General features: G+C 58.5%; 22 protein-coding genes. 10 read left to right on the top strand and 12 right to left on the bottom strand.

All coding sequences use genetic code 11. The features are described 5' to 3' along the window. Positions 1-13 precede the first annotated feature (13 nt). The 5 genes from ACR0D9_RS08310 to hslO form a co-directional block, all read right to left on the bottom strand. Complete coding sequence (locus ACR0D9_RS08310) at positions 14-1,846, bottom strand: ABC transporter ATP-binding protein (RefSeq protein ID WP_480538367.1); 1,833 nt, start codon at positions 1,844-1,846, stop codon at positions 14-16. Then, on the bottom strand, positions 1,843-3,681 hold the full coding sequence (locus ACR0D9_RS08315; protein ID WP_480538368.1) for an ABC transporter ATP-binding protein: 1,839 nt from the start codon (positions 3,679-3,681) through the stop codon (positions 1,843-1,845). The genes ACR0D9_RS08310 and ACR0D9_RS08315 overlap by 4 nt, the downstream gene beginning before the upstream one ends. Before the next feature lie 191 nt (positions 3,682-3,872). Beyond that, on the bottom strand, positions 3,873-5,027 hold the full coding sequence (locus ACR0D9_RS08320) for a CCA tRNA nucleotidyltransferase (RefSeq protein WP_480538370.1): 1,155 nt from the start codon (positions 5,025-5,027) through the stop codon (positions 3,873-3,875). After that, on the bottom strand, positions 5,024-5,620 hold the full coding sequence (locus tag ACR0D9_RS08325) for a CoA pyrophosphatase (RefSeq protein ID WP_480538372.1): 597 nt from the start codon (positions 5,618-5,620) through the stop codon (positions 5,024-5,026). Before ACR0D9_RS08325 ends, ACR0D9_RS08320 begins: the two co-directional genes overlap by 4 nt. Further along, complete coding sequence (gene hslO, locus ACR0D9_RS08330) at positions 5,613-6,599, bottom strand: Hsp33 family molecular chaperone HslO (RefSeq protein ID WP_480538373.1); 987 nt, start codon at positions 6,597-6,599, stop codon at positions 5,613-5,615. The genes ACR0D9_RS08325 and hslO overlap by 8 nt, the downstream gene beginning before the upstream one ends. Positions 6,600-6,675: 76 nt before the next feature. Between hslO and ACR0D9_RS08335 the strand changes: the two genes are divergently transcribed. Further along, positions 6,676-7,119 carry an NUDIX hydrolase gene (locus ACR0D9_RS08335; RefSeq protein ID WP_267363745.1) on the top strand — a complete coding sequence of 148 codons (444 nt, stop codon included), beginning with the start codon at positions 6,676-6,678 and terminating at the stop codon, positions 7,117-7,119. Here the strand turns inward: ACR0D9_RS08335 and ACR0D9_RS08340 are convergent. Beyond that, positions 7,116-8,390 carry a PP2C family protein-serine/threonine phosphatase gene (locus ACR0D9_RS08340; RefSeq protein WP_480486931.1) on the bottom strand — a complete coding sequence of 425 codons (1,275 nt, stop codon included), beginning with the start codon at positions 8,388-8,390 and terminating at the stop codon, positions 7,116-7,118. The two genes, ACR0D9_RS08335 and ACR0D9_RS08340, sit on opposite strands and share 4 nt — an antisense overlap. 162 nt (positions 8,391-8,552) lie before the next feature. Here ACR0D9_RS08340 and ACR0D9_RS08345 point away from each other — a divergent pair, with 162 nt between their 5' ends. Continuing rightward, positions 8,553-8,882, top strand: a complete 330-nt coding sequence (locus ACR0D9_RS08345) for an Hpt domain-containing protein (protein WP_480486929.1) — start codon at positions 8,553-8,555, stop codon at positions 8,880-8,882. On the opposite strand, the gene ilvA is transcribed toward ACR0D9_RS08345, so the two are convergent. After that, positions 8,879-10,105 carry a threonine ammonia-lyase IlvA gene (ilvA, locus tag ACR0D9_RS08350; RefSeq protein ID WP_480538375.1) on the bottom strand — a complete coding sequence of 409 codons (1,227 nt, stop codon included), beginning with the start codon at positions 10,103-10,105 and terminating at the stop codon, positions 8,879-8,881. The two genes, ACR0D9_RS08345 and ilvA, sit on opposite strands and share 4 nt — an antisense overlap. Before the next feature lie 58 nt (positions 10,106-10,163). After that, positions 10,164-10,925, bottom strand: a complete 762-nt coding sequence (locus ACR0D9_RS08355) for a hypothetical protein (protein ID WP_480482510.1) — start codon at positions 10,923-10,925, stop codon at positions 10,164-10,166. Positions 10,926-11,067: 142 nt separating this feature from the next. On the opposite strand from ACR0D9_RS08355, the gene ACR0D9_RS08360 reads away from it, so the two are divergent. From ACR0D9_RS08360 to msrA, 4 genes are all read left to right on the top strand, one after another. Continuing rightward, entirely contained in the window at positions 11,068-12,294 is a 1,227-nt protein-coding gene (locus ACR0D9_RS08360) for an argininosuccinate synthase (RefSeq protein WP_480482512.1), read from the top strand. Between the two features lie 32 nt (positions 12,295-12,326). Further along, the gene (locus tag ACR0D9_RS08365) at positions 12,327-12,731 is read left to right on the top strand and encodes a DUF1810 domain-containing protein (RefSeq protein WP_480538565.1); all 405 of its coding nucleotides are present in this window, start codon (positions 12,327-12,329) and stop codon (positions 12,729-12,731) included. A gap of 79 nt (positions 12,732-12,810) precedes the next feature. Beyond that, positions 12,811-13,092 (top strand): SCP2 sterol-binding domain-containing protein, encoded by a 282-nt coding sequence (locus tag ACR0D9_RS08370; protein ID WP_480538377.1) that lies wholly within the window; start codon positions 12,811-12,813, stop codon positions 13,090-13,092. A gap of 256 nt (positions 13,093-13,348) precedes the next feature. Continuing rightward, a complete protein-coding gene (gene msrA / locus ACR0D9_RS08375) occupies positions 13,349-14,020 on the top strand; it encodes a peptide-methionine (S)-S-oxide reductase MsrA (RefSeq protein ID WP_480538379.1) in 672 nt (223 codons plus the stop codon). Here msrA and ACR0D9_RS08380 read toward each other — a convergent pair. Together ACR0D9_RS08380 and ACR0D9_RS08385 are read right to left on the bottom strand one after the other, a co-directional pair. Next, positions 14,017-14,889: a ribokinase gene (locus ACR0D9_RS08380; RefSeq protein ID WP_480538381.1), complete on the bottom strand. Its 873-nt coding sequence runs from the start codon at positions 14,887-14,889 to the stop codon at positions 14,017-14,019. The two genes, msrA and ACR0D9_RS08380, sit on opposite strands and share 4 nt — an antisense overlap. A 3-nt stretch (positions 14,890-14,892) precedes the next feature. After that, complete coding sequence (locus ACR0D9_RS08385) at positions 14,893-17,148, bottom strand: NADP-dependent malic enzyme (RefSeq protein ID WP_480494020.1); 2,256 nt, start codon at positions 17,146-17,148, stop codon at positions 14,893-14,895. Between the two features lie 161 nt (positions 17,149-17,309). Between ACR0D9_RS08385 and mutS the strand changes: the two genes are divergently transcribed. Beyond that, complete coding sequence (mutS, locus tag ACR0D9_RS08390; RefSeq protein WP_480538567.1) at positions 17,310-19,925, top strand: DNA mismatch repair protein MutS; 2,616 nt, start codon at positions 17,310-17,312, stop codon at positions 19,923-19,925. 56 nt (positions 19,926-19,981) lie between these two features. On the opposite strand, the gene ACR0D9_RS08395 is transcribed toward mutS, so the two are convergent. Together ACR0D9_RS08395 and hrcA are read right to left on the bottom strand one after the other, a co-directional pair. Further along, a complete protein-coding gene (locus ACR0D9_RS08395) occupies positions 19,982-20,545 on the bottom strand; it encodes a nucleotide exchange factor GrpE (RefSeq protein WP_480482518.1) in 564 nt (187 codons plus the stop codon). A gap of 10 nt (positions 20,546-20,555) precedes the next feature. Continuing rightward, positions 20,556-21,620, bottom strand: a complete 1,065-nt coding sequence (gene hrcA / locus ACR0D9_RS08400) for a heat-inducible transcriptional repressor HrcA (RefSeq protein ID WP_480482520.1) — start codon at positions 21,618-21,620, stop codon at positions 20,556-20,558. 112 nt (positions 21,621-21,732) lie between these two features. Here hrcA and rph point away from each other — a divergent pair, with 112 nt between their 5' ends. The 3 genes from rph to hemW are packed head-to-tail and all read left to right on the top strand — an operon-like array spanning position 21,733 to position 24,201. Continuing rightward, on the top strand, positions 21,733-22,446 hold the full coding sequence (gene rph, locus ACR0D9_RS08405; protein WP_267363729.1) for a ribonuclease PH: 714 nt from the start codon (positions 21,733-21,735) through the stop codon (positions 22,444-22,446). Then, positions 22,443-23,057, top strand: coding sequence for an RdgB/HAM1 family non-canonical purine NTP pyrophosphatase (gene rdgB, locus ACR0D9_RS08410; RefSeq protein ID WP_480482522.1), 615 nt, complete (start codon positions 22,443-22,445; stop codon positions 23,055-23,057). Before rph ends, rdgB begins: the two co-directional genes overlap by 4 nt. Further along, a complete protein-coding gene (gene hemW, locus ACR0D9_RS08415) occupies positions 23,047-24,201 on the top strand; it encodes a radical SAM family heme chaperone HemW (RefSeq protein WP_480538383.1) in 1,155 nt (384 codons plus the stop codon). Before rdgB ends, hemW begins: the two co-directional genes overlap by 11 nt. The last annotated feature ends 1 nt before the right edge of the window (position 24,202 follow it).

Raw genomic sequence — 24,202 nt, forward strand, 5'->3', positions numbered from 1 at the left:
TTCAACAAAACCCTTATTCGGCAGCTTCCGCCTGAATGAAACCACCAGATTGCCGATGCCAGAACCGGGCATAAAGCCCGCCCTGATCCAAAAGATCCTCGTGACTTCCGGTTTCCACGATTTGCCCCTGATCCAGAACGATAATCCGGTCCATCTCGCTGAGTGTCGACAATCTGTGGGCGATGGCCAGAACGGTTTTGCCCTGCATCACCCGATGAAGCGCCGATTGAATCGACGCCTCGACCTCGGAATCAAGGGCCGAGGTTGCTTCGTCCAGAACCAGAATGGGCGCATCTTTGAGAATGGCGCGTGCAAGGGCGATCCGTTGCCTTTGGCCACCGCTGAGCTTTACGCCACGCTCGCCCAGATGAGCGTCATAGCCGGTACGGCCCTGGCCGTCCTTGAGGCTCAGGATAAAGTCATGCGCTTCGGCCTTGATTGCCGCTTCGATCAACTCGGCCTCGGACACGTCCGGACGACCATAGAGGATGTTTTCGCGGGCAGACCGGTTGAACATCGCCGTTTCCTGCGTGACCATGCCGATCTGGCGGCGCAAACTGTCCTGCGTGACCTGCGACACGTCCTGCCCGTCGATGCAAATAGCGCCGTTTTCCCTGTCATAGAGCCGAAGAAGCAGCGAAACGAGCGTTGATTTACCCGCCCCTGAGGCCCCGACAATTCCCAGCTTCTCGCCCGGTTTCACAGTCAGCGTCAGGTCCGTAACACCGCCCACATCCCGGCCGTATGCAAAACTGACATCTTCAAACGAGATGGATCCTTCGGTCACATCAAGATCCTTCGCGCTGCGCGCATCTTCGACCCTGTCCCTTCTGGCCAGCGTCTTCATCCCGTTTTCAATCTCGCCCACATTGGCATAGAGGCCCATCAACGTGAAGCTGACCCATCCGGTCATCTGCGAAATGCGAACCGACACCGCGCCCGCAGCAACGATGTCACCTGCGGTTGCCATTCCGAACTGCCATAACCACAGCGTCGCCCCCAGCAGGAGAACAGGCAGAATACCGGCAAGCGCCATCAGGACGAACCGGAAACTGGCCGACAGTTTGCCGAATGCCAGCGATTTTTTCCGCAACTCGACCATTGAATGCCGCGCGGCCTGATCTTCGAAATCCGAGTGTGCAAATAGCTTGACGGTTTTGATGTTGGTGATCGTGTCGACCACCTGCCCGGAAACCATCGCCCGCGCGCCCGCACGTGCGGCCGAGCGCATGCGAATACGCGGCAGGTACCAGCGCACAAGCAGGAAATAGACCACCAGCCAGGCCGCAAAAGGCAGCATCACCAAAGGATGAATAGACCCTAACAAAAGCAAAGAGCCCACCAGCGACGCCAAGGCAAACACAATCGCACTGATCGTTTCGGACACGACCGAGGCCATGGCGTTCGACGTTTGCATCTGTTTCTGGGCAATGCGCCCGGCGAAATCATCGTCGAAATAGGTGACAGACTGGCCCAGCGTCCAGCGGTTCAGCTTGGCCAGCACCAAAGGCGTGATGTTGGGCATCACGATATAGTTGTTCGAAATCGAAGACAGCCCAAACAGGATCGGGCGCAGCAGCATGAAGAACACCACCGCCCCAAAGATCATCCACATATTCCCGGCGGTCATGAAATGCTCGGGCCCGCTGGATGTTGCCACATCGATCACACGCCCCAGAATCCATGCTGTTCCAGCCTCCATCGCGCCAGCCAGCGCCGAAAAGAACGCGGCGACAAACAGCATGGGCCAGGCGCCCGAAAGGCTCCAGCGAATGAACGCCCCCAATGTCTGCGGCGGGGGCGTTTCAGTGGTCCTGAACGGATAGATGAGATCGGCAATCTTCATTCAGCGGCCTCCGGGTTCATGAAGCCGCCAGATTGCCGCGCCCAGAACTGCGCGTAAAGGCCACCTTGCGCCAACAGATCAGAATGCGCGCCCTCTTCGACGATGCGGCCCCCGTCCATCACCAGAATGCGATCCATCTGCGCAATGGTGCTGAGCCGGTGGGCGATGGCGATCACGGTTTTGCCCTGCATCATGCCGTAGAGCGTTTCCTGAATTGACGCTTCGACCTCGGAATCCAACGCCGATGTCGCCTCGTCCAGCAAAAGGATTGGTGCGTCTTTCAGGATCACCCGGGCCAGCGTTACCCGCTGCCGCTGACCACCAGACAGCTTTACGCCCCGCTCACCCACATGCGCATCATACCCGGTGCGCCCCTGCGGGTCTTGCAGGTCAAGGATGAACGCGTGCGCTTCGGCCTGTTTGGCTGCGGCAATCATCTGCGCCTCGGTCGCGTCCGGACGACCGTAAAGGATGTTGTCACGCACAGAGCGATGCAGCAACGCACTATCTTGCTGGACCATGCCGATATGGCTGCGCAGACTGTCCTGTGTGACATCCGCTATGTTCTGATCATCAATCAGAATGGCACCGCGTTCGACGTCATAAAACCGCAAAAGCAGCTTTACCAGAGTCGATTTCCCGGCACCCGACCGCCCAATGAGGCCGATCTTTTCGCCGGGCTGAATGGTCAGGTTGATGTGGTCAAGCCCACCGGCCTCGCGCCCGTAATGGTGCGAGAGATTGCGGATCTGAATTTCTCCTCTGGTCAACCGCAGGGGTTTGGCTTCGCGCGCGTCAAGCAGGTCGATGGGTTGCGCGATGGTCTCCATCCCCTCGGCCACGATACCAAGTTGGCGGAAGAAGCTGGTCAGCGCCCACATGATCCATCCGGTCATGGCGTTCAGGCGCAGGGTCAGTGCGGTTGCTGCCGCGACGACACCAACCGAAGCGGAACCCTGCATCCACAAGGCAATTGCCCAGCCCACGACACCCACGATCAGCACCCCGTTCAGGGTGACCAGAACCGCATCCATGATGGTGAAAATCCGCATCTCGATCTGGAATGTCCGGCGGGTTTCCTCGATCGCTTCGCGGGCATAGTCCAGCTCTTGCGGGCCGTGCGCGAACATCTTGACGGAATGAATGTTTGTATAGCTGTCCACGACGCGGCCCGTAACGGTTGACCGCGCATCGGATGCCGCCTTGGACGCCGGCCCGACACGGTGAACCGTCCAGCGCACCAGCATCGCGTAGAACGCAAACCAGATCAGCAGCGGGATCAGCAGACGCGCATCCGCCGCATAAAGCAGGATTGCCGCCCCGATCAGGTAAGCCAGTGAAAAGGAAATCGCGTCAAAGACCTGAAAGATCACCTCACCCGCTGCGGGCGGTGTCTGCATGATCCGGTTGGCAATCCGCCCGGCAAAATCATTCTCGAACCAGCCAACCGACTGACGCAGAACGTGCTTATGGGCGCGCCAGCGGATCAGAGTGCCAAAGTTCGGCAGAATCGTGTTGTTCAGGATCAGTACGTCGACCAGATGCAACAAAGGGCGCAGAAACAGGACAAAGGCCGCGATCAACAGCAGCTCGGTCCCGTGGTTCTGCCACACCTCGGTTGGTGTGCCGCCCAACAGGTCAACGACACGACCCATATAATAGATCAACCCAATCTCGACACCGGCGACGATAATGGAAATCAGCGCAGCCCAGACAAACACCCGATAGAACGGGCGCGAATAGTCCAGCAGAAACGGCCACAGCCGGGTCGGCGGCGCGTCAGCCTCATGATAGGCGACAAAAGGGTCAACAAGGTTTTCGAAATAGCGAAACATGGAGTGTGCTCCGATTGAGCAGAGATAAAGACGTGCGAAGACAGATGGCGCCTGAACACCACCCTTTACGGGGCAAGTGTCCCGGCTTTAGCCGAACCAGATCCCGTAATACATTCGCATTCCTCCATCCATGTGACGGGCGCACCTAACCACAATGGACCAAAGTTGTCATCCCCTTTTGAGACTAAACATTAACTTGCAAGCAAGTCCTCGCGCGACAGCGCAAAACCCGACGCGATCCACCGGCTTTCAAGCTCGGCCAGCTTTTGGCCCAGCGCCGGGCCGGTAAACCCGGGGATCAGGTCTTTGGCTTGTATCGGGAAACGCGCGGCTGCGCCTGCGTGCAGGTCCTGTCTGAAGCTTTCGGACCAGGGCTGTTCGAAAAACGCGCACCGCAAAAGGGTTTTGTTCAACCCGCCTTCGTCACCATACCGATAGCCCAGTTCAGCCACGCTGGTGGTTGACTGCGCTTCGGTCCGCATTCCGGTCAGGCGTTGCAGTTGCGAACGGCTCAAGCGCAGGGTTGCGGCGTCATCGGGCGTCGCGATGGCCGCCAGACGGCGCAGGGGGTTCGACTCGGCACCTGCCGCATGTTCCAAAGCGACCAGAGGTGCCAGTGACCGGTCATCCGCGCCTGGCAGCAATTGCGCCAATACGCCTGTGCTGCGCATCGTCGCAATGGCCGGGGCCGGATCAGGCGCGCCCAGCAGTTTCAGCAGTTCCGCCCCGACGCGTTCCCGCGACAACGAGGTCAGCCCGTCAAGATTGGCACCAATGGCAGCCAGCGCGTCCGGGTCGAAACCGGCATCCGGGTCGCCATACCATGCGTGAAACCGGAAATAGCGCAGTGACCGCAGATAGTCTTCGCGAATGCGGTCCTCTGCTTCACCGATGAACCGCACCCGCCGGGCCCGAAGGTCGGGAAGCCCGCCAAGCGGGTCTAACACAGTGCCATCGGGCCTTGCATAAAGTGCATTCATGGTAAAATCGCGCCGCGCAGCATCTTCTTCGACGTGATCGGAAAAGGCGATGACAGCGCGGCGACCATCGGTTTCGACGTCACGCCGGAAAGTGGTGATCTCGTGCGGGATACCGGCGCTGACCACTGTAATCGTGCCATGGTCGATACCGGTGGGGATGGCCTTGAGGCCGGCAGCCTGCGCCATCTCGACAACCTGTTCAGGCCGGGCATCAGTGGCAATGTCGATATCCGACACCGGCGCGCCCAGCAGCGCATTGCGCACGCACCCACCCACAAAAAGCGCCTGCGCCCCGGATGAGGTCAGGGCGGCGCATACCTTTTGGGTCGCCGGTTCGTTGACCCAAAGCTCCTCAATCTGCATCATTCATTCACCCGCGCTGCAAGCCCGCGCAATATGCGGGCCGTCGCACCCCATATGTAATAAGGGCCGTACGGAACTGTGTAATATCTGCGTTTTTGTCCGCGCCAACGGCGCGATTCCACCAGATAATTCTTGGGATTCAAGAGATGCGCAAGGGGGGTCGAAAAGACTTCGTCGACTTCGCCGGGTTCCGGAACAGGTTGAAATCCCTTTCGAAGAACGGCCACCACGGGTGTGACCGTGAAAGAGGTGACTGTTTCATGCGTCGGCAGATAACCCAGGATTTCGGGAAGGTCCGCAGGCAGGCCGATCTCTTCCTGTGCTTCGCGCAGGGCCGTTGCCGTGACATCCGCATCCCCTTCATCCTGTTTGCCGCCTGGAAACGCGATCTGACCCGGATGGTGTTTGAGGGCCGAGGACCGTTTCGTCAGGATCACCTGAGGGGTGTCATCCGCAAGCGAGATTGCGACAAGAACCCCCGCCGAGCGCAGGCGACGCCCGGGCGGCAGGACGGTATCCGGGTTCAGGTCAAAATCGCTGGACCCGTGACCGGGACGGCGCAGCGCCGTCCGGATCTGTTCAATCGGGTCAAGCACCCTTTCGGTCTTCGGCTTCAAAGCCAACCGTTGACGGGTCAAGCACATAGTGTGCGCCGCAGAACTGGCAATCGGCGGTGACCTGACCTTCGGGCGTCGTCATCTTTTCGAGGTCCTTTGCCGAATAGATCGACAGGCTCTGCCGTACCCGGTCTTCGGAACAGGTGCAGCCAAACTGCACGGACTGCGCATCAAAGACCCGTGGCTGTTCTTCGTGGAACAACCGGACCAACAAATCAGTCGGCGCAATCGAAGGACCGATCAGCTCAAGATCCTCGACTGTGTCCAGCAGGATATTGACCCGGCCCCAGTTCTCGCCCTCTTCGCCGTCGACCAGATCGCTGGCGGTCAGGATCTCGCCATTGCCCTCACCCGAGGCGGCAAATGGCGAAGCTTTGGGCATATGCTGCAACATGATGCCGCCGGCACGCCAATGTTCATCCACGCCGGGCTCGGTCGATTTGCCAAAGCTCAGCGAGAACCGGGTTGGCAGCTGCTCGGACTGTGCAAAATAGGCCTCGGCGCAGGCGCTGAGGGAGGCCCCGGTCAGCGGCGTGATACCCTGATAGGGTTGCGTGCCTTCGCCCTGGTCTATCATGATGGCAAAATACCCTTCGCCCACCTGATCGAAGGGGGCCGTATCGGTGAGCCGGTCACGGTCAAAGCTGGCATAGGCCCGGATCTGCGCGGGCTGACCTTCGGCCTTGGGTGCGTAATAGTCGGTCGCAATCATGCGCACCGGCCCCTTGGACTGCACCTGCAACGACAGCTTCCAGCGCAGCGCAACCGTCTGCCCGATCAATGCGGTCAGCAGGGCCATCTCGGCCACCAACGCCTCGACCTGTTCGGGGTAGTCATGCTGCTTCAGGATACCATCCAGCACACCATCCAGACGGGCCACTCGGCCGCGCATATCCGATACATCGAGCTGAAAGGGCAGGACGGTATCGTCCCACGCGATTTTCGTTCCAAGAGACATGGGGTTTCCTTACGCGCCACAGGTTGGCATACCGGCACCATATAGGTCGAACAGATTAGGTTGTAAGGGGCCATACATGATCAGGCGGTTCGGTGAAACCCCAGAGCCGGGGCGGAAATACACGCGACGGGTCGGTGTTTACGCACTTTTGCCCCGCAGAAGTCACCTTTTGCTGACCTGCCAGACAGAACCCGGACCCGACCTGCAATTGCCCGGCGGGGGTATTGATCCGGGCGAATCACCCGTTACCGCCCTGCATCGCGAAGTCTTTGAAGAAACCGGGTGGCTTATTGCGGCGCCCCGGCGGATTGGTGCCTTTCGGCGCTTCACCTATATGCCGGAATACGACCTGTGGGCCGAGAAGGTCTGCCTGATCTATCGCGCGCGCCCCGTGCGACGCATAGGCCCGCCGACCGAGGCGTTTCACGAAGCGCTGTGGATGGAAACTGCTGACGCCGTGGGTTTACTGGGAAATGACGGTGACCGGCACTTTGCCGAATTGCATCTCGGGTCGCTTTAAGGTCCGTTATATTCAAAAAAGACGGCCGAGACATCATCGCCGATGCCGTCTTTGGGTGACATCACTTGCGTCAAACGCCAGAACATGTCGTCCAGAAACTCTGACCCGCCCCTTTCCGACATGCTCTGTTGGGCCATCTGACGCAAACCGTCTTCTTCCAGCAAGCCACCACCAGCCAGTTGGCATTCGGTAAACCCGTCCGAGTACAACAGCAGCTTGTCGCCGGGCTGCATCTGCGTCTCGATTTGTTGAAAGCGCGCATCTTCGATCAATCCTATGGGCAAGCCTCCGTCACCAAGAAACTCGGCGCGGCCACCCTGCCGCAGCAGCAGGGGGTGCGGATGCCCGGCCTGTACCATTTTCAGATGCCCGTTGCGCAGGTCAACGATGGCGTAAACCATGGTAAAATACTCTTCGATGCCTTCATCGGCCATCAGGCGGGAATTGAGCGTTTCAGCCACGTATTTCGGCGGAAGAAGTGCATAAAACTTGTCGAACCTCCGCTCCATCGCGACGTTCTGATCGAAATGCTTGCTGGACAGATACCCCCCCAATCGCGCCGTCATCATGGCCGAGGTGATACCATGACCGGATACATCGATGCTGTAGAACCCGAGCCGGTTCACCCCGGGCGAGAACATCCCCACCAGATCACCGCCGATATGACCACAGGGTTTCAGCAACAGACTGACTTGTGACTTCCCGAATGTCCGGGTCAGTTCGGGAACCAGCGATTCCTGAATTTTTCGCGCCTGCATCAGGTCCTTGTCGATCGCGTCATGCGCCAGCCTGAGTTCCTCGAGCGCGGATTCGATCAGGCGGTTTTTCTGTGAGAGCTCGCGCTGCATGTCCAGAATGCGCGCACCGGCTGAAATTCGGGCGCGCAGTTCGTCCGCCTCAAGCGGCTTGATCAGAAAATCGTCTGCCCCGGCATCCAGACCGCGCGCGACCTCCTGCTTTTCGCTTTTGGATGTCAGAAGGATGAAATAGCTGTATTGATCCGTTTCCAATGCCCGAAACGCACAGCAGAATTCAAGGCCGCTCATCCCCGGCATGACCCAGTCGCTTAGCACAAGATCGGGCGGATTATCGACACAAAGTGCCAAAGCGGCATGGCCTGTATCGGCCTCGATCACCTCGAACCCCCACTTCCTGAGAGAGGCCACCAGAATGCGCCGTTGCAGGCGGCTGTCATCCACCACCAGCACCGTGCGGATCGCGCCGAAATCCAGATCAGCTCTGGTTTCCTCAAAACTCGCACCCGGCACCATTTACCCTCTGCTCTGATGAGTTTCGTCACTGATGGCGACCCTATCGCCGACTGATTTAACATCCGGTGAAGAGTGACGATTGCCGAAGCGTGGCCCCGTTAACCTGCTTTTTACCGGGCGCGTCTATTCAGAACCATGACCATTCATTAGCTGGTGAATATCATGATCCACTGGGCCAGAGTCAGACAGTTGCGGGATGAAGTCGGCCCCGAGGAATTCGACGAGGTGGTCGAGATATTTCTGGAAGAAGTGCAGGACGTGATCATCCGCCTGCGCCGCGACACCAACCGGGCCGAGCTGGAACAGAACCTGCATTTCCTGAAAGGCAGCGCGTTGAGCCTGGGGTTCGATCAATTCTCGAAACTCTGCCAGGATGGGGAACGGCAGGCGGCGGCAGGGCAAGGGGCCGAGGTTGATCTGCCAGCGCTTTTGGCCGTTTTCGACAGCTCGAAAACCGTGTTTGAAGCTGAGCTGAATGAGAAACTGAGCTAGATCACGAACTGTGCCAGCGTCTCGTCCTCGGTGATGTCGGTATAGGTGAACCCTGCATCGTCCAGATGGGCAAACAGGCGCATGAAGTTTTCCGGCTTGCGGGTTTCGATCCCGATCAGAACCGAACCGAAATTGCGCGCCGATTTCTTCATGTATTCGAACCGGGCGATATCATCCTCGGGGCCGAGAATATTCAGGAACTCTTTAAGAGCGCCGGGTCGCTGCGGCAGGCGCAGGATGAAGTACTTTTTCACACCGGAGTACCGCTGCGCACGTTCCTTGACCTCGGGCAGGCGTTCGAAATCGAAATTGCCGCCGGATGTCAGGCAGACCACGGTCTTTCCGCGCACAAAGCTTTGGATATCACCTACTGCCTCGATCGCCAGCGCCCCCGCAGGTTCCAGCACGATGCCTTCGACATTCAGCATCTCGATCATGGTGGTGCAGATACGGTCCTCGGACAGGACCAGAACGTCCGACAGGTGACGTGATTTCAACAACTCGAACGGCTTTTCACCGATCCGCCCGACCGCCGCGCCATCGACAAAGGTATCCACATGATCCAGCGAAACAGGATGCCCCGCGGCCAGGGCTGCGCGCAGACAGGCCCCTCCGGCCGGTTCGACGAACAGGCAATGGGTGCGGTCCCCGAACCATGTGGCCACGCCGGCGGACATGCCGCCTCCGCCCACGGGAAGCACAACGTGATCGGGCGCACCACCCATCTGCCTTTCGATTTCAACCGCCAGCGAGGCTTGCCCTTCGATCACATCGGCATCGTCAAAAGGCGACAGGAAATACCCGCCCTGCTGCGTGCACCATGCCTGAGCGGCAGCAAGCGTGTCATCGAAATAGTCACCGATCAGATGAATCTCGACGTTGTCCCCGCCAAAGATACGCGTTTTCTGGATCTTCTGCTGAGGCGTCGTGACCGGCATGAAGATCACGCCCCGGACCCCCATATGCTGGCACATATAGGCCACGCCCTGCGCGTGATTGCCCGCGCTGGCACAGACGAACAGGTTCTGTCCCTGTTGCTTGCGCATGGCGTTAAAGGCACCGCGAATCTTGTAGGAGCGCACCGGGCTCAGGTCTTCGCGCTTGAGCCAGATATCCGCCCCATAACGGTCGGACAGGTGGGCATTGCGCTGCAACGGCGTTGCCGGGAAGACAGAGCGCATCGCCTCTTCGGCGGCGCGGGCGCGGGTCATGAAGTCGGTCATGCCCGCCTCCCTGCCCCATCAGCGTGATAAGGGCAAGGAATACATATGTGTACGGGCGTCAGCGTAGTTCGCGCTTCTCGACGACAAAACCGTAAAGGGCCGTCATGATGCTGACGCCCAGCATGAGCAGAAACCATTGCGCAACTAGGAAATAGACAAAGCTGCCTATGATTGGGGCCAGAGGTGTATGTAGCAACAAATTCGGTATTGCTGTAAGAACTCCAACACAAAGTGCGGCAACAAAAATCGGCTTAGAGAACTCTTTGGTTTTGCGCCACGAATCTGGAACTTTCATAAATTCCCCAACTGCCGCAGCCGGTAACACGAGCGAAAGCCTAAACGAAATGTACGAAATGACGACACCAAGCAAAAAACCAAGAAAGGTGCCGTCATCAGTTGACACCCCGCCATCATAAAAAACGGCTGCAGGTACCAGAAAAATAAAAACAGCGACAAGACTCAGTAGAATGCTCAATGGGATAATCCGAAGAAATGCGCCGCCATAGGCCCACATACGGTCTCCGTCCCATACTGGCCACGCGAGATGTGGTTCAACGTTCTGAAGTACGTAACGATGCCAGCCTACGGCCACCCAAACCAGTACGATCAAATAGAGGACTGCGAGTACAAAGCCAGCTAGAGACACGCCCAACATCGGAGAGAGTTTATCGGTCTCCGGCAAACTTTCCGTCTGAAAAATAGTCAAAAAATAGAATGCGGTGCCTAAAACAAGAAACGGAAAAAAGCTTAATCTCAACGCGACTGATATGTTGTCCAAAAGCATTAATACCGCATGCCTAAAAATCTTGTAGCCCAGCATCCTAAAACTGCCCTCTCAACCAATCCTTGTTCTCTTTCCCTCCGTTTCACCTCATTTCCCGGCCTTCGTCAACGCGCACCAACTTGCCCCCGCGTCCAAAACCCGCTAGGGGCCAATCGTTCTACGCATAAAGGGAAGTCAGATGTCCGCGCCCAAGAAAGTTGTTCTGGCCTATTCCGGTGGCCTTGATACCTCGATCATTCTGAAATGGCTGCAGACCGAGTATGGCTGTGAGGTCGTGACCTTCACCGCCGATCTGGGTCAGGGCGAGGAACTGGAGCCCGCACGCCAAAAGGCCGAATTGCTGGGGATCAAGCCCGAGAACATCTATATCGAGGATATCCGCGAGGAGTTTGTCCGCGATTTCGTCTTCCCGATGTTCCGTGCCAATGCGCAATATGAAGGGCTGTACCTGCTGGGTACCTCGATCGCACGGCCGCTGATCTCGAAACGTCTGGTTGAGATTGCCGAGGCCACTGGTGCTGATGCTGTTGCCCACGGCGCAACCGGCAAGGGCAACGATCAGGTGCGGTTCGAACTGGCGGCTTACGCGCTCAACCCAGACATCAAGGTCATTGCACCGTGGCGCGAATGGGATCTGACCAGCCGCACCAAGCTGCTGGAATTCGCCGAGCAGAACCAAATTCCGATTGCCAAGGACAAACGCGGTGAGGCGCCGTTCTCGGTTGATGCAAACCTGCTGCATACCTCGTCCGAGGGCAAGGTTCTGGAAGACCCCGCCGATATGGCACCCGACTATGTCTACCAGCGCACCGTCCACCCCGAAGACGCCCCGAATGAGCCTGAGTTCATCGAAATCGGCTTTGAAAAAGGCGACGCCGTCAGCATCAACGGTGAGGCGATGAGCCCGGCCACGATCCTGACCAAGCTGAACGAATATGGCGGCAAGCACGGTATTGGCCGTCTGGACCTGGTCGAAGGCCGGTTCGTGGGCATGAAGTCGCGCGGCATCTACGAGACACCCGGCGGCACCATCCTGCTGGAAGCGCACCGTGGCATTGAATCCATCACCATGGACCGTGGCGCGATGCATCTGAAAGACCAGTTGATGCCGCAATACGCGGAACTCATCTACAACGGTTTCTGGTACAGCCCCGAGCGTGAGATGCTGCAAGCCGCCATCGACAGGTCGCAAGAGCATGTCACTGGCACCGTCCGCGTGAAGCTGTACAAAGGTCTGGCCTCGACCGTGGGCCGCTGGTCGGATCATTCGCTGTACTCTGAGGCACATGTGACCTTCGAAGAGGATGCAGGTGCGTACGATCAGAAAGATGCGGCAGGCTTTATCCAACTGAATGCGCTGCGTCTGAAACTGCTGGCTGCGCGCAACAAGCGCCTGTCCAAGTGATCGACGAAGACGATACCGACGACGAACTCGACATGTTCATCGAGGCGCAGGACACGGTTTGGGCCGATGTCCTGCGCGAACTTGAACAGGGGCAGAAAACCAGCCACTGGATGTGGTTCGTGTTTCCGCAACTGGCCGAGCTGGGCCAGTCCCATATGGCGCAGCTTTACGGCATTGAAGATCTGGACGAGGCGACACGCTATCTGAACCACCCGGAACTGCGCGACCGGCTTAGGCAGGCGGCCTCGCTGATGCTGCTGCACACGGGGCGCGATGCCAGCGACATTCTGGGCGGAATTGACGCGAAAAAGCTGCGGTCTTCGATGACATTGTTTTCATCTGTGGCAGATGCTCCGCCCGAGTTTCGTGCTGTTCTGGACGCCTTCTATGGCGGTAAGCCTTGTGACCGGACGGTTCAGATTCTCGGGGCATCGTGATCAGAAGTTCCAGTTGGGTCAGCCTTGCCTGTTCGGCACCTGACGCATTACGCATTCGGAAACCGTGAAAGGACCCCGAATGCTTCAGGACATCGCCGATGGAATTCAAAAAGGGCTGAACGGCAAAAGCTTTGACGGTTCACTGAAGTTCGATTGTGGCGCGGACGGTGTGATTGTTCTGGCGGACAATCAGGCATCGACGCAGGACCGGGACACGGATTGCACAATCCGCATCTCGCAGGAGAACCTGACCAAGCTGTTGACCGGAAAGCTGAACCCGATGACCGGCGTTGCTTTGGGCAAGCTCAAGATCTCGGGCAATATGAGTGTTGCGATGAAGCTGGGGCAATTGCTGGGCTGATTTCGGCGCAATGCTGGCCTTTGGTCCAAGGCCAGCCAGACCGGTGGTCCCACCCGCGGCGTGCCGCCATTCCGCTTCGAGATACCAGTCGCGCAGGATCCGTCGCAAATGAACGGTGGTTTCGCCCGCCTTTCAAGTGGGCCGTTTACGCGTGATCGCAGACGATAAACTAGTCTCACCAGCGCGTGACATTGCATGACAGGCAATTGCAAGGGGGTCGAACCCGCGTCAATCTCATCTTAAAAGGAGACCTGACATGATGCGGACTGCTTATTTTGAAACCGTCAGACCAGCCCTTCTGTTTACACTGATTGCATTGGCTGCACTGTTGCGCGCGCTGCCCGCCCCGGCTGCAGGAACCGAAACGCTGACGGTGGCTGGCGGGTGTTTCTGGTGCGTGGAATCCGATTTCGAATCCGTGCCCGGCGTAATCGGGGCGGTGTCAGGGTACACCGGTGGCACATCCGCGGATCCGACATATGATCAGGTTTCAAAAGGGGGAACCGGCCACTACGAGGCGGTTCAGATCACGTTCGATCCGGCGCGGGTCTCTCGCGCGTCACTTCTGAACATGTTTTTCCGCTCGGTTGACCCGACAGACGCAGGTGGCCAGTTCTGCGATCGGGGCGACAGCTATCGAACTGCGATATTCGTCTCTAACAAAGGCGAAAAGGTGTTGGCAGAACAAGCCAAAGTAGACGCGCAGCAAGCGCTGGGGCAGACCATTGTCACCCCGGTTCTAAGCGCAGGACCCTTTTACCCCGCCGAGGCGTATCATCAGGATTATTACAAAGGCAACAAACTGGTCCTTACCCGTTTTGGACCAAAGCGCCAGCACAACGCCTACAAGGCGTATCGCAAAGCCTGTGGTCGTGACGCGCGCGTCAAGCAGCTTTGGGGCGGGGAAGCGCCATTTGCAGGGTCCTAGTCAAAGGATGCGTCACGCACTTCTTTCAGATCGGGAATGACATCCGCCGTTCCGTGCCGCATGACCATCAGGGCTGCGGCGCGGTTTGCCTGCAAAATGGCCTGCTCCATTGGCATTCCGCGATCCATGCCCGCCAGCACATAGCCGGTGAAGGTGTCACCTGCCCCTGTGGTATCCACCGCCCGCACCTTATGCGCGGGAAACTCGACCGGATCGTTGCCCTGCTGCAAATACCTTGCGCCTTTAGAGCCGAGGGTAACAATGACATGCCGAACGGGCAGATCGGCGATGCTCAGACCGGTTTCCTGGCGCAGCTGTTCAGCCTCCACCTCATTCAGGATCAGGAAATCCAGATAAGGCAGAACGCCCTGAACGGCCTGAGCCTGAAACGGGGCCGCGGCATAACAGACGGTCAGGCCAAGCTTGCGCCCCAGCTGCGCCGCTTCGACCTGGGCATTGGTTTCATTCTGCAAGATCAGCAGATCACCGGTGTTTGCCGAGGCCAGCGCCTGCCCCAGATGGACGGGTTCCAATGCGTGATTGGCGCCGGGATACAGGATAATCAGGTTCTCCCCCTCGGCATCCACCGCAATGATGGCGTGGCCCGTGGGAACATCCACCTCAGAGATATGGCGTGTATCCACACCATATTCTGTTAGTCGATCCTTGGCCCAGCGCCCATCGGGCCCCACGGCACCTATATGGCTGACGCGTGATCCCGCACGCGCAGCGGCCACCGACATGTTGGCCCCCTTGCCGCCCAGAAACCGATCCAGCCTACGGGCGGCCAGGGTTTCCCCCGGCGCAGGCAGATGCGGCAGGTCATAGACCATATCCGCGTTGATCGAGCCGAGATTCCAGATCGTCATGATTTATCCGATGTCGCAAGAGGCCAGAATGGCCATATTCAGAATATCGTTCGCGGTCGAGACGGTCGAGCAGATCTGGATCGGCTTGTCGATGCCTGACAGGATCGGGCCAATCACGGTGGCTCCACCCATTTCCTGCATCAGCTTGGTCGAGATTGATGCCGAATGCCGGGCCGGAACGATCAGGATATTCGCCGGACCGGTCAGGCGCGAGAACGGATAGGCCGTTTGCTGTTCGACGTTCAGGGCAACGTCCACCGTCATTTCACCCTCGTATTCAAAGTCAACGCCGCGCCGATCCAGCACAGCCGGGGCCCGGTGCATCTTTTCAGCACGTTCTGACACCGGATAGCCAAAAGTTGAGAAGCTGACAAAAGCCACGCGGGGCTCCAACCCCATATGCCGGGCAACTGCGGCCGAACGTTCGGCAATATTCGCCAGATCGTTTTCGTCAGGCCATTCATGCACCAGTGTGTCGCCAATCAGGACAATCCGGCCTTTATGCAGCAAAGCTGTCACACCGGCGGCACCATTGGCGGCATCGGCATCAAACACATGGTTGATCCGGTCGAGCACATGTGCAGACTTGCGGGTTGCGCCGGTGACCAGACCGTCACCATGCCCATGGGCCAGCATTAGCGACGAAAACACATGCCGGTCCCGTGCGGCCAGACGATGAATATCTTTGCGGTCAAAGCCCTTACGCTGCAAGCGCTGATACAGGAAGTTCGAATAGGTTTCGAGGTGCGTGGTATTGGCAGCATTCACGACCTCGATTTCGCGTACAGCGTCGCCCAGGCCCGTGGCTTCCAGTTTGGCCTTCACATCGTCTGGCCGACCCACCACAAGCGCCTTGCCGAAACCTGACCGCTGATACATGACCGCTGCGCGCAATACCCGGGGATCGTCGCCCTCGGCGAAAATCATGCGGCTTTGCGCCTGACGCGCTCGGGCGTTCAGACCGCGCAGGATGCTGGCGGTCGGGTCCATCCGGGATTTCAGACTCAGCTCATACGCGTCCATATCGATAATCGGACGGCGCGCGGCACCGGTGTCCATCCCTGCCCTGGCAACAGCCGGTGGGATACGGTGGATCAAACGCGGGTCGAACGGGGTGGGGATGATATAATCACGCCCAAAGGTCAGCGACTTGCCATAGGCCATTGCGACCTCATCCGGCACATCCTCGCGCGCCAGATTGGCAAGTGCGTGGGCACAGGCGATCTTCATCTCATCATTAATGGCGCGGGCGTGAATGTCCAACGCACCGCGGAACAGGTAGGGGAAGCCCAGAACGTTATTCACCTGGTTTGGATAGTCGCTGCGCCCGGTGGCAACGATCGCATCCACGCGAACCTCGTGCGCTTCTTCCGGAGTAATCTCGGGGTCGGGGTTGGCCATCGCAAAGATGACAGGATTGTCGGCCATGCTGGCAACCATATCCTGCGTGACCGCGCCTTTCACCGAAACACCCAGGAACACATCCGCCCCCTTCATCGCGTCTTCCAATGTGCGCAAGTCGGTCGTGATCGCGTGGGCCGATTTCCACTGGTTCATGCCCTCTGTCCGGCCCTGATAGATCACGCCCTTGGTATCGCAGACAATGCAGTTTTCATGCCGCGCGCCCATTGCCTTGAGCAGTTCGATACAGGCAATCCCCGCGGCACCTGCGCCATTCAGAACGATTTTCACGTCCTCGATCTTCTTGCCCGAGATATGCAGCGCGTTCAGCAGGCCCGCCGCACAGATCACGGCCGTGCCGTGCTGGTCATCGTGAAAGACGGGGATGTCCATCTCTTCCTTCAGTCGCTGTTCGATGATGAAACACTCGGGCGCCTTGATGTCTTCCAGATTGATGCCGCCAAAGGTTGGCCCCATCAGACGCACTGCACGGCAGAATTCATCCGGGTCTTCGGTGTCCAGCTCGATATCGATCGAGTTCACATCGGCGAACCGTTTGAACAGGACCGATTTGCCTTCCATCACCGGTTTCGAGCCCAGCGCGCCGAGGTTACCAAGGCCCAACACCGCCGTCCCGTTCGAGATTACGGCCACCAGGTTGCCCTTGTTGGTATAATCATAGGCCGTTTCCGGGTTTTCCGCGATAGCCTCGCAGGGAACGGCCACACCCGGGCTGTAGGCCAGCGACAGATCTCGCTGCGTTGTCATGGGGACGGTGGCCTGCACCTCCCACTTGCCGGGGGTGGGGTCCAGGTGAAAGGCCAATGCCTCTTCTTTGGTGATCTTCGCTTTGGGCATCTTAAATGTCGTTTCCATGACTTCAGGGCTGACGCCTCATAGCGCAGGAGAACGCCCGCCTCAACGAGAATGAGTTTTCGGCTTTTACAGAAGATGCGGGATTTGTAAGGTCGCGCCCGGAATACGCCAAAAGGGGGCCGCTTTTGTCCACAGTCACGCCAATGATGGCGCAATACCTCGAAATCAAAGAGGCCCACCCGGATGCCCTGCTGTTTTATCGCATGGGTGATTTCTATGAGATGTTTTTCGAGGATGCCGTCAACGCTGCCGAGGCGTTGGACATCGCCCTGACCAAGCGCGGCAAGCACAATGACGAAGACATCCCGATGTGCGGCGTGCCGGTGCATTCAGCCGAAGGGTACCTTCTGACCCTGATCCGCAAGGGCTTTCGCGTTGCGGTCTGCGAACAGTTGGAAAGCCCGGCTGAAGCAAAGAAAAGAGGCTCTAAATCGGTCGTAAAACGTGATGTCGTGCGACTCGTCACGCCCGGAACACTGACCGAGGATGCGTTGCTTGAGGCGCGCCGACACAACTTTCTGGCTGCCTATGCCGAGGTCCGGGACGAGGCCGCGCTTGCCTGGGCGGATATATCAACGGGCGCGTTTCACGTGATGCCCCTGACCTCGGTCCGGCTCAGCCCCGAGCTTGCCCGGCTTGCGCCCTCCGAACTGATCGTGGCCGATGGAACGCAGGAAAAGCTGAACGAAACGCTGCTTGATCTGGGGATTTCACTGACGCCGGTCGGGCGCGCCAGTTTCGACAGCACGGCGGCGGAAAAGCGCATCTGCGGGCTGTTTCACGTGGGTGCCTTGGACGCGTTCGGCAATTTCGGCCGCGCCGAAGTGTCCGCGATGGGCGCGCTGATCGACTATCTGGAGATTACGCAAAAGGGCAAACTGCCCCTGCTGCAAACGCCGCTGAAAGAATCTGAGGATCGGGTCGTTCAGATCGACGCTGCAACGCGCCGCAATCTGGAACTGACCCGCTCGCTGTCCGGCGGACGCGCAGGATCGCTTCTTTCTGTCGTTGACCGGACCGTTACCCCCGGTGGCGCGCGATTGCTGGAACAGCGGCTTTCAAGCCCTTCTCGAAATCTGGATGTGATCCATGCCCGGCTTGACGCAGTCAGTTTCGCCGCTGGTGACAGCCTGATCGCGTCTGATCTGCGCGAAGCCTTGCGCAAAACCCCGGATCTGGACCGCGCCCTGTCGCGTTTGTCATTAGAACGCGGCGGGCCTCGTGACCTGACAGCCATTCGCAATGGCCTGACCCAGGCGGCCACGATTGCCGAAATCTGCACCGGTCAGGATTTACCGGTGTTGCTGGCAACCGCGCTTCAGAACCTTGTTGGTTTCGATGACTTGCTGACCTTGCTGGACGAGGCGTTGGTGGCCGAGCCCCCGCTTCTGACCCGCGACGGAGGCTTTATCGCGCCAGGTTTTGACGCTGAACTGGACGAGGCCCGCACCTTGCGCGACGAAGGCCGGTCCGTCATCGCCGGGTTTCAACGAAATTACGTCGAACACACCGGCATCACCTCGCTGAAAATCAAGCACAACAACGTGCTGGGCTACTTCATCGAAACCACGGCCACCCATGCCGAAAAGATGCTGAACACACCCTTTAGCGAAACCTATATCCATCGCCAGACGACAGCCAATCAGGTGCGGTTTACAACCGTCGAACTGTCCGAGATCGAAACGCGTATCCTGAACGCCGGAAATCTGGCGCTGGAGATTGAAAAGCGGCTCTATCAAAGGCTTTCTGGCGCTATCTTGGACCTCGCTTCCCGATTGAATCAAGCCGCCCGCGGGCTTGCCGAACTGGACGTGACGACCGCCTTGGCTGATCTCGCGCGGGGTGAAAACTGGTGCCGTCCAAGGGTTGATGCCTCTCGCGCATTCAATGTGCAGGGCGGTCGACACCCGGTTGTGGAACACGCCCTCCGGCGGCAAAGCGGCGATGCATTCATTTCCAATGATTGCGATCTGACCGTCGAAAACGGCGCGGCGATATGGTTACTGACGGGTCCGAACATGGCCGGTAAGTCAACCTTTCTGCGCCAGAACGCCCTGATTGCACTGCTTGCCCAAATGGGCAGCTATGTTCCGGCCGAAGAGGCGCATATTGGCGTCGTCAGTCAGCTGTTCAGCCGCGTCGGAGCCTCGGACGATCTGGCGCGGGGGCGGTCGACCTTTATGGTCGAGATGGTCGAAACCGCCGCCATTCTGAATCAGGCCGATGACCGTGCATTGGTGATCCTGGACGAAATCGGTCGCGGTACCGCCACCTATGACGGCCTGTCCATCGCTTGGGCCACATTGGAACACCTGCACGCGGCCAACAAATGTCGCGCATTGTTTGCCACGCATTATCATGAGCTTACTGCTTTGGCCGGTAAACTCGAAGGTGTCGATAACGCCACCGTAGCGGTCAAAGAGTGGGATGGCGAAGTCATCTTCCTGCACGAGGTTCACAAGGGCGCGGCTGATCGGTCTTATGGGGTGCAGGTTGCGCAGCTGGCCGGTTTACCTGCTTCTGTCGTCGAACGTGCCCGGGTGGTTCTGGACCAGCTTGAAAAAACCGAACGCGAAGGCGGCAAGCAAAAGGCGCTGATTGACGACCTGCCGCTGTTCTCGGCAGCCGCGCCGCCACCCCCGCCCGCACCGAAAACCTCGCCGGTGACCGAGATGCTGGAGGGTGTCCTGCCCGACGAACTGACCCCGCGCGAGGCGCTGGATCTGATCTACAAATTGAAAGAGGCGGCCAGATCCTGACCGCCCTTCATCTTTTCAAAAATACTCTCGCCGAAGGCTTGGCTTTGAAAAGCCAATCAGCTTGCTGGCGTTGAAGAGACCCCGACCTGAGCCGGACGCAACAGTCGGTCGTGCAGCATGAAACCTTCGGCGGACACCTGGATGATGTCCCCTGCCCGCGTGCCCGGGACCGGGGCCTCGAACATTGCTTCGTGCACATTCGGATCAAACCGGTCACCAACCTGGGGTGTAATCACTTCGATCCCGTGTTTCTGGAACACATCCTTCAGGGCACGCATGGTCAGTTCGACGCCTTCCAGCAGTCCGGCGGCAACCTCTTTCTGCTCGTCGGTCGCGGCCTCAAGCGCGCGCTTCATGTTGTCGTAAACAGGCAGCATATCGCGGGCCAGCTTGGAACCGCCATACTGCTCGGCATCGCGGCGCGCCTTGTCACCGCGTTTGCGCGCGTTCTCGGCGTCGGCAAGCGCGCGCATGAATTTGTCTTTATACTCATCCCGCTCAGCGCGCAGCTCGTCCAGCTCCAACGCCTCGTCACTGATCTCAGTAAACTCCTCGGCCAGCTCTTCCGCTTCTGCCGCCATGATATCGTCCAGAAAATCTTCGTTCTTGGGCTCTGCCATCTCTTACCCTCTAGCTCCGGTCGGATATCAGCTTGCCGACCAGTTGCGCCGTATAATCCACGATCGGCACGATCCGTCCATAATTCAGACGCGTGGGTCCGATGACCCCGACCGCACCGATTATCTTTCGATCAGCGTTCATATATGGAGACACCACCAAAGAGGAACCCGAAAGTGAGAAAAGTTTGTTCTCAGACCCAATAAAAATGCGCACACCCTCGCCGCCTTCCGTCAATTCGAGGAAATCCGCGATGTCGCGCTTGCGCTCCAAATCATCAAACAGGCTGCGAATACGCTCCAATTCTCCGGCCTGACCGGGTTCGTTCAACAGATTCGCCCGCCCCCGCACGATCAAACGGGCCGAGTCGGCTCCGTCTCCGTCCCAGGCCGCCAGCCCACTTTCCACCAGCTCGCGCGCCAGCGCATCTATTTCCTGCTTGCGCGCCTGAATCTGTTTCTGCATCTGACGGCGCACTTCACTGAGCGTGCGCCCCTCGATCAGCGCATTCAGAAAATTCGCAGCCTCGCGCATCGAACTGGGCGTCTGGCCGGGCGGCGGTGTGAACAGGCGGTTTTCAACATGGCCGTCAGAAAAAACCAGCACCACCAAAGCCCTGTCATGCCCTAACGAGACAAACTCGATATGTTTGATTTCGGCTTCATGCTTTGGCGTCAGAACCAGCGACGCACCTTGTGTTACGTGTGACAGAGCTGACCCGACCCGATCCAGCATTCCGCCAACATCACCCGTGTTAGAGCCTAAAGTCTCTTCCAGTTTTTGCTTGTCGTCGACGCCCAGATCGCCAACCTCAAGCAAACCGTCCACGAACATACGCAGTCCTTGCTGCGTCGGTACCCGACCCGCGCTGATATGCGGGCTGTCCAGAAGACCCAGAAACTCAAGGTCCTGCATCACGTTGCGCACGGTTGCGGCACTGACTTTTTCAGACAGGGTACGCGTCAGGGTGCGGCTTCCAACCGGCTCTCCGCTTTCCAGATAACTTTCAACGATCAGCCGGAACACCTCGCGCGACCGGTCGTTCATCTCGTCCAGAATTTTGCTCGCTTCACTCATGCGTTTTCCCCTGCTGGTTCATCATTAAATAGCAGGCAAATGAAAGGTCAATCGGGGTTGCATCGTAACGCTGCGGGGCGGTATCCCCAACCCAGCAAACAAAGGATTTCCCATGCGACCCTCTGGAAGAGACTTAAGTGAAATGCGCGCCGTTTCAATTGAAACGGGGTTCACCAAACATGCCGAAGGTTCCTGCCTGATCAAAATGGGCGATACACATGTTCTGTGTACCGCTACGATCGAAGATCGCGTACCCCCTTTCATCAAGGGTTCGGGGCTAGGCTGGGTCACCGCCGAATACGGTATGCTGCCCCGCGCCACCAATACTCGGATGCGGCGTGAAGCGGCCTCGGGCAAGCAAGGCGGGCGTACGGTGGAAATCCAGCGCCTGATTGGTCGCGCCCTGCGCGCCGGCGTCGACCGGGTTGCACTGGGCGAACGTCAGATCACCGTTGATTGCGATGTGATCCAGGCCGATGGCGGCACCCGCTGTGCCTCGATCACCGGCGGCTGGGTTGCGCTGCGACTGGCCGTCAACAAACTGATGAAAGCAGGTGACGTGATTTCAGATCCGCTGGTTGATCCGGTCGCCGCCGTGTCCTGCGGGATCTATGCGGGCCAGCCTGTGCTGGACCTTGACTATCCGGAAGACAGCGAGGCCGGTGTCGACGGCAACTTTATCATGACCGGATCAGGCAAACTGATCGAGGTCCAGATGAGCGCCGAAGGTTCTGTTTTCAGCCGCGCCCAGATGGATCAGCTGGTGGATCTGGCGGAAAAAGGCGTTGCCGAGCTGGCCGCAGCCCAGAAAGCCGCCACCGCATGACCCGTAAGTTTGACAGCGACAGGCTTCTGGTCGCGACCCACAACAAAGGCAAGCTTGAGGAGATGGCGCATCTCCTCGAACCTTTTGGCGTGACGGTTGTGGGTGCGGCGGACATGGACCTGCCCGAACCGGAAGAGACCGAGGACACCTTTGTCGGCAACGCCCGGATCAAGGCCCACGCCGCCGCAAAGGCCACCGGACTGCCTGCCCTGTCAGACGATTCCGGAATCACCATCGACGCGCTGGACGGCGCGCCGGGTGTTTATACCGCGGATTGGGCCGAAACCGCCAATGGGCGCGACTTCCTGATGGCGATGACCCGCGCCCATACTGAGCTAGAGGCAAAGAACGCCCCCCATCCCCGCACAGCGCAATTCCGCAGCACGCTGGTGCTGGCCTGGCCTGATGGGCATGATGAAGTGTTTGAAGGCATTGCCCCCGGTCATTTGGTCTGGCCCATCCGCGGCGAAGGTGGATTCGGCTATGACCCGATGTTTGTTCCCGAAGGATACGACATTACCTTTGCCGAGATGGATCGCTGGGAAAAGAACAAGATCAGCCATCGCGGACGCGCGGTTGAGAAGTTCGTGAAAGGCTGCTTTGGCGGATGATTGGCGCAACGGGGGCTTTGGCCTGTACGTGCATTGGCCCTTTTGCGAGGCCAAATGCCCCTATTGCGACTTCAACAGCCATGTTTCCAAAACTATCGATCAAAAACAATGGCTTAACTCCTATCTGAGCGAATTGCGGCGCTCGGCCGTCGAAACCCCGGATCGGGTGCTGAACACGATCTTTTTCGGCGGTGGAACCCCGTCGCTGATGGACCCGGAAACCGTTGCCGCCGTGATCGGTGAGGCCCGTGCGCTCTGGCGCCCTTCCAACACCATGGAAATCACGCTGGAGGCTAATCCCGGATCGGTCGAGGCCGGTCGGTTCGCGGCCTATCGTGACGCAGGCGTCAACCGGATCTCGATGGGCGTGCAGGCGCTCAACGACGAAGACCTGCGCCGCTTGGGGCGGATTCACACTGTGGCCGAGGCCCGCGCTGCCTTTGACATCGCCCGTGATTGTTTTGAACGGGTCAGCTTTGACCTGATCTATGCCAGACAGCACCAAACGCTGGATGCCTGGCGGTCCGAGTTGAACGAAGCTCTGTCCATGGCTGTGGATCACCTGTCGCTGTATCAACTGACAATCGAAGATGGCACCGCTTTTGGCGATCGTTATGCTGTCGGAAAACTGCGCGGCTTGCCCGAAGATGACAGTGCGGCCGACATGTACCTTGCAACACAAGAGATTTGCGAGAAACACGGCCTGCCCGCCTATGAGGTGTCCAACCACGCCCGCCCCGGTGCAGAGTCGCAGCACAATCTGGTCTATTGGCGTTACGGGGATTATGTCGGCATTGGTCCCGGCGCTCATGGGCGGATTACTGTGGATGGTCAAAAACACGCGACCGAGACCCATCTGAACCCGCAACGTTGGCTTGACGCCGCCACGAAGGGTTGCGGAGAAAAGAAACGCTATGTCCTTTCGCTTGAAGATCAGGCGAGCGAATACCTTATGATGGGCATGAGGATTTCAGAAGGACTAGATGTAGATAGGTGGGAGGCCCTGTCGGGCCCTCCACTTCCAGACGAAACCGTGGACCATCTGGTCGGCATTAATATGATTGAACGTGAGAACAACAGACTCAGAGCAACACCAGCGGGGCGCGCCGTGCTGAATGCTGTAATCCGGGAATTGATGGGCTAGA

Source organism: Ruegeria sp. AK11, assembly GCF_056541095.1.

Coding starts and splice junctions, on each gene's coding strand:
- ACR0D9_RS08310 (WP_480538367.1), bottom strand. CDS start 1,846: ATGAAGATTGCCGATCTCATCTATCCGTTCAGGACCACTGAAACGCCC.
- ACR0D9_RS08315 (WP_480538368.1), bottom strand. CDS start 3,681: ATGTTTCGCTATTTCGAAAACCTTGTTGACCCTTTTGTCGCCTATCAT.
- ACR0D9_RS08320 (WP_480538370.1), bottom strand. CDS start 5,027: ATGATGCAGATTGAGGAGCTTTGGGTCAACGAACCGGCGACCCAAAAG.
- hslO (WP_480538373.1), bottom strand. CDS start 6,599: ATGTCTCTTGGAACGAAAATCGCGTGGGACGATACCGTCCTGCCCTTT.
- ACR0D9_RS08335 (WP_267363745.1), top strand. CDS start 6,676: ATGATCAGGCGGTTCGGTGAAACCCCAGAGCCGGGGCGGAAATACACG.
- ACR0D9_RS08340 (WP_480486931.1), bottom strand. CDS start 8,390: ATGGTGCCGGGTGCGAGTTTTGAGGAAACCAGAGCTGATCTGGATTTC.
- ACR0D9_RS08345 (WP_480486929.1), top strand. CDS start 8,553: ATGATCCACTGGGCCAGAGTCAGACAGTTGCGGGATGAAGTCGGCCCC.
- ilvA (WP_480538375.1), bottom strand. CDS start 10,105: ATGACCGACTTCATGACCCGCGCCCGCGCCGCCGAAGAGGCGATGCGC.
- ACR0D9_RS08355 (WP_480482510.1), bottom strand. CDS start 10,925: ATGCTGGGCTACAAGATTTTTAGGCATGCGGTATTAATGCTTTTGGAC.
- ACR0D9_RS08360 (WP_480482512.1), top strand. CDS start 11,068: ATGTCCGCGCCCAAGAAAGTTGTTCTGGCCTATTCCGGTGGCCTTGAT.
- ACR0D9_RS08365 (WP_480538565.1), top strand. CDS start 12,327: ATGTTCATCGAGGCGCAGGACACGGTTTGGGCCGATGTCCTGCGCGAA.
- ACR0D9_RS08370 (WP_480538377.1), top strand. CDS start 12,811: ATGCTTCAGGACATCGCCGATGGAATTCAAAAAGGGCTGAACGGCAAA.
- msrA (WP_480538379.1), top strand. CDS start 13,349: ATGATGCGGACTGCTTATTTTGAAACCGTCAGACCAGCCCTTCTGTTT.
- ACR0D9_RS08380 (WP_480538381.1), bottom strand. CDS start 14,889: ATGACGATCTGGAATCTCGGCTCGATCAACGCGGATATGGTCTATGAC.
- ACR0D9_RS08385 (WP_480494020.1), bottom strand. CDS start 17,148: ATGCCCAAAGCGAAGATCACCAAAGAAGAGGCATTGGCCTTTCACCTG.
- mutS (WP_480538567.1), top strand. CDS start 17,310: ATGATGGCGCAATACCTCGAAATCAAAGAGGCCCACCCGGATGCCCTG.
- ACR0D9_RS08395 (WP_480482518.1), bottom strand. CDS start 20,545: ATGGCAGAGCCCAAGAACGAAGATTTTCTGGACGATATCATGGCGGCA.
- hrcA (WP_480482520.1), bottom strand. CDS start 21,620: ATGAGTGAAGCGAGCAAAATTCTGGACGAGATGAACGACCGGTCGCGC.
- rph (WP_267363729.1), top strand. CDS start 21,733: ATGCGACCCTCTGGAAGAGACTTAAGTGAAATGCGCGCCGTTTCAATT.
- rdgB (WP_480482522.1), top strand. CDS start 22,443: ATGACCCGTAAGTTTGACAGCGACAGGCTTCTGGTCGCGACCCACAAC.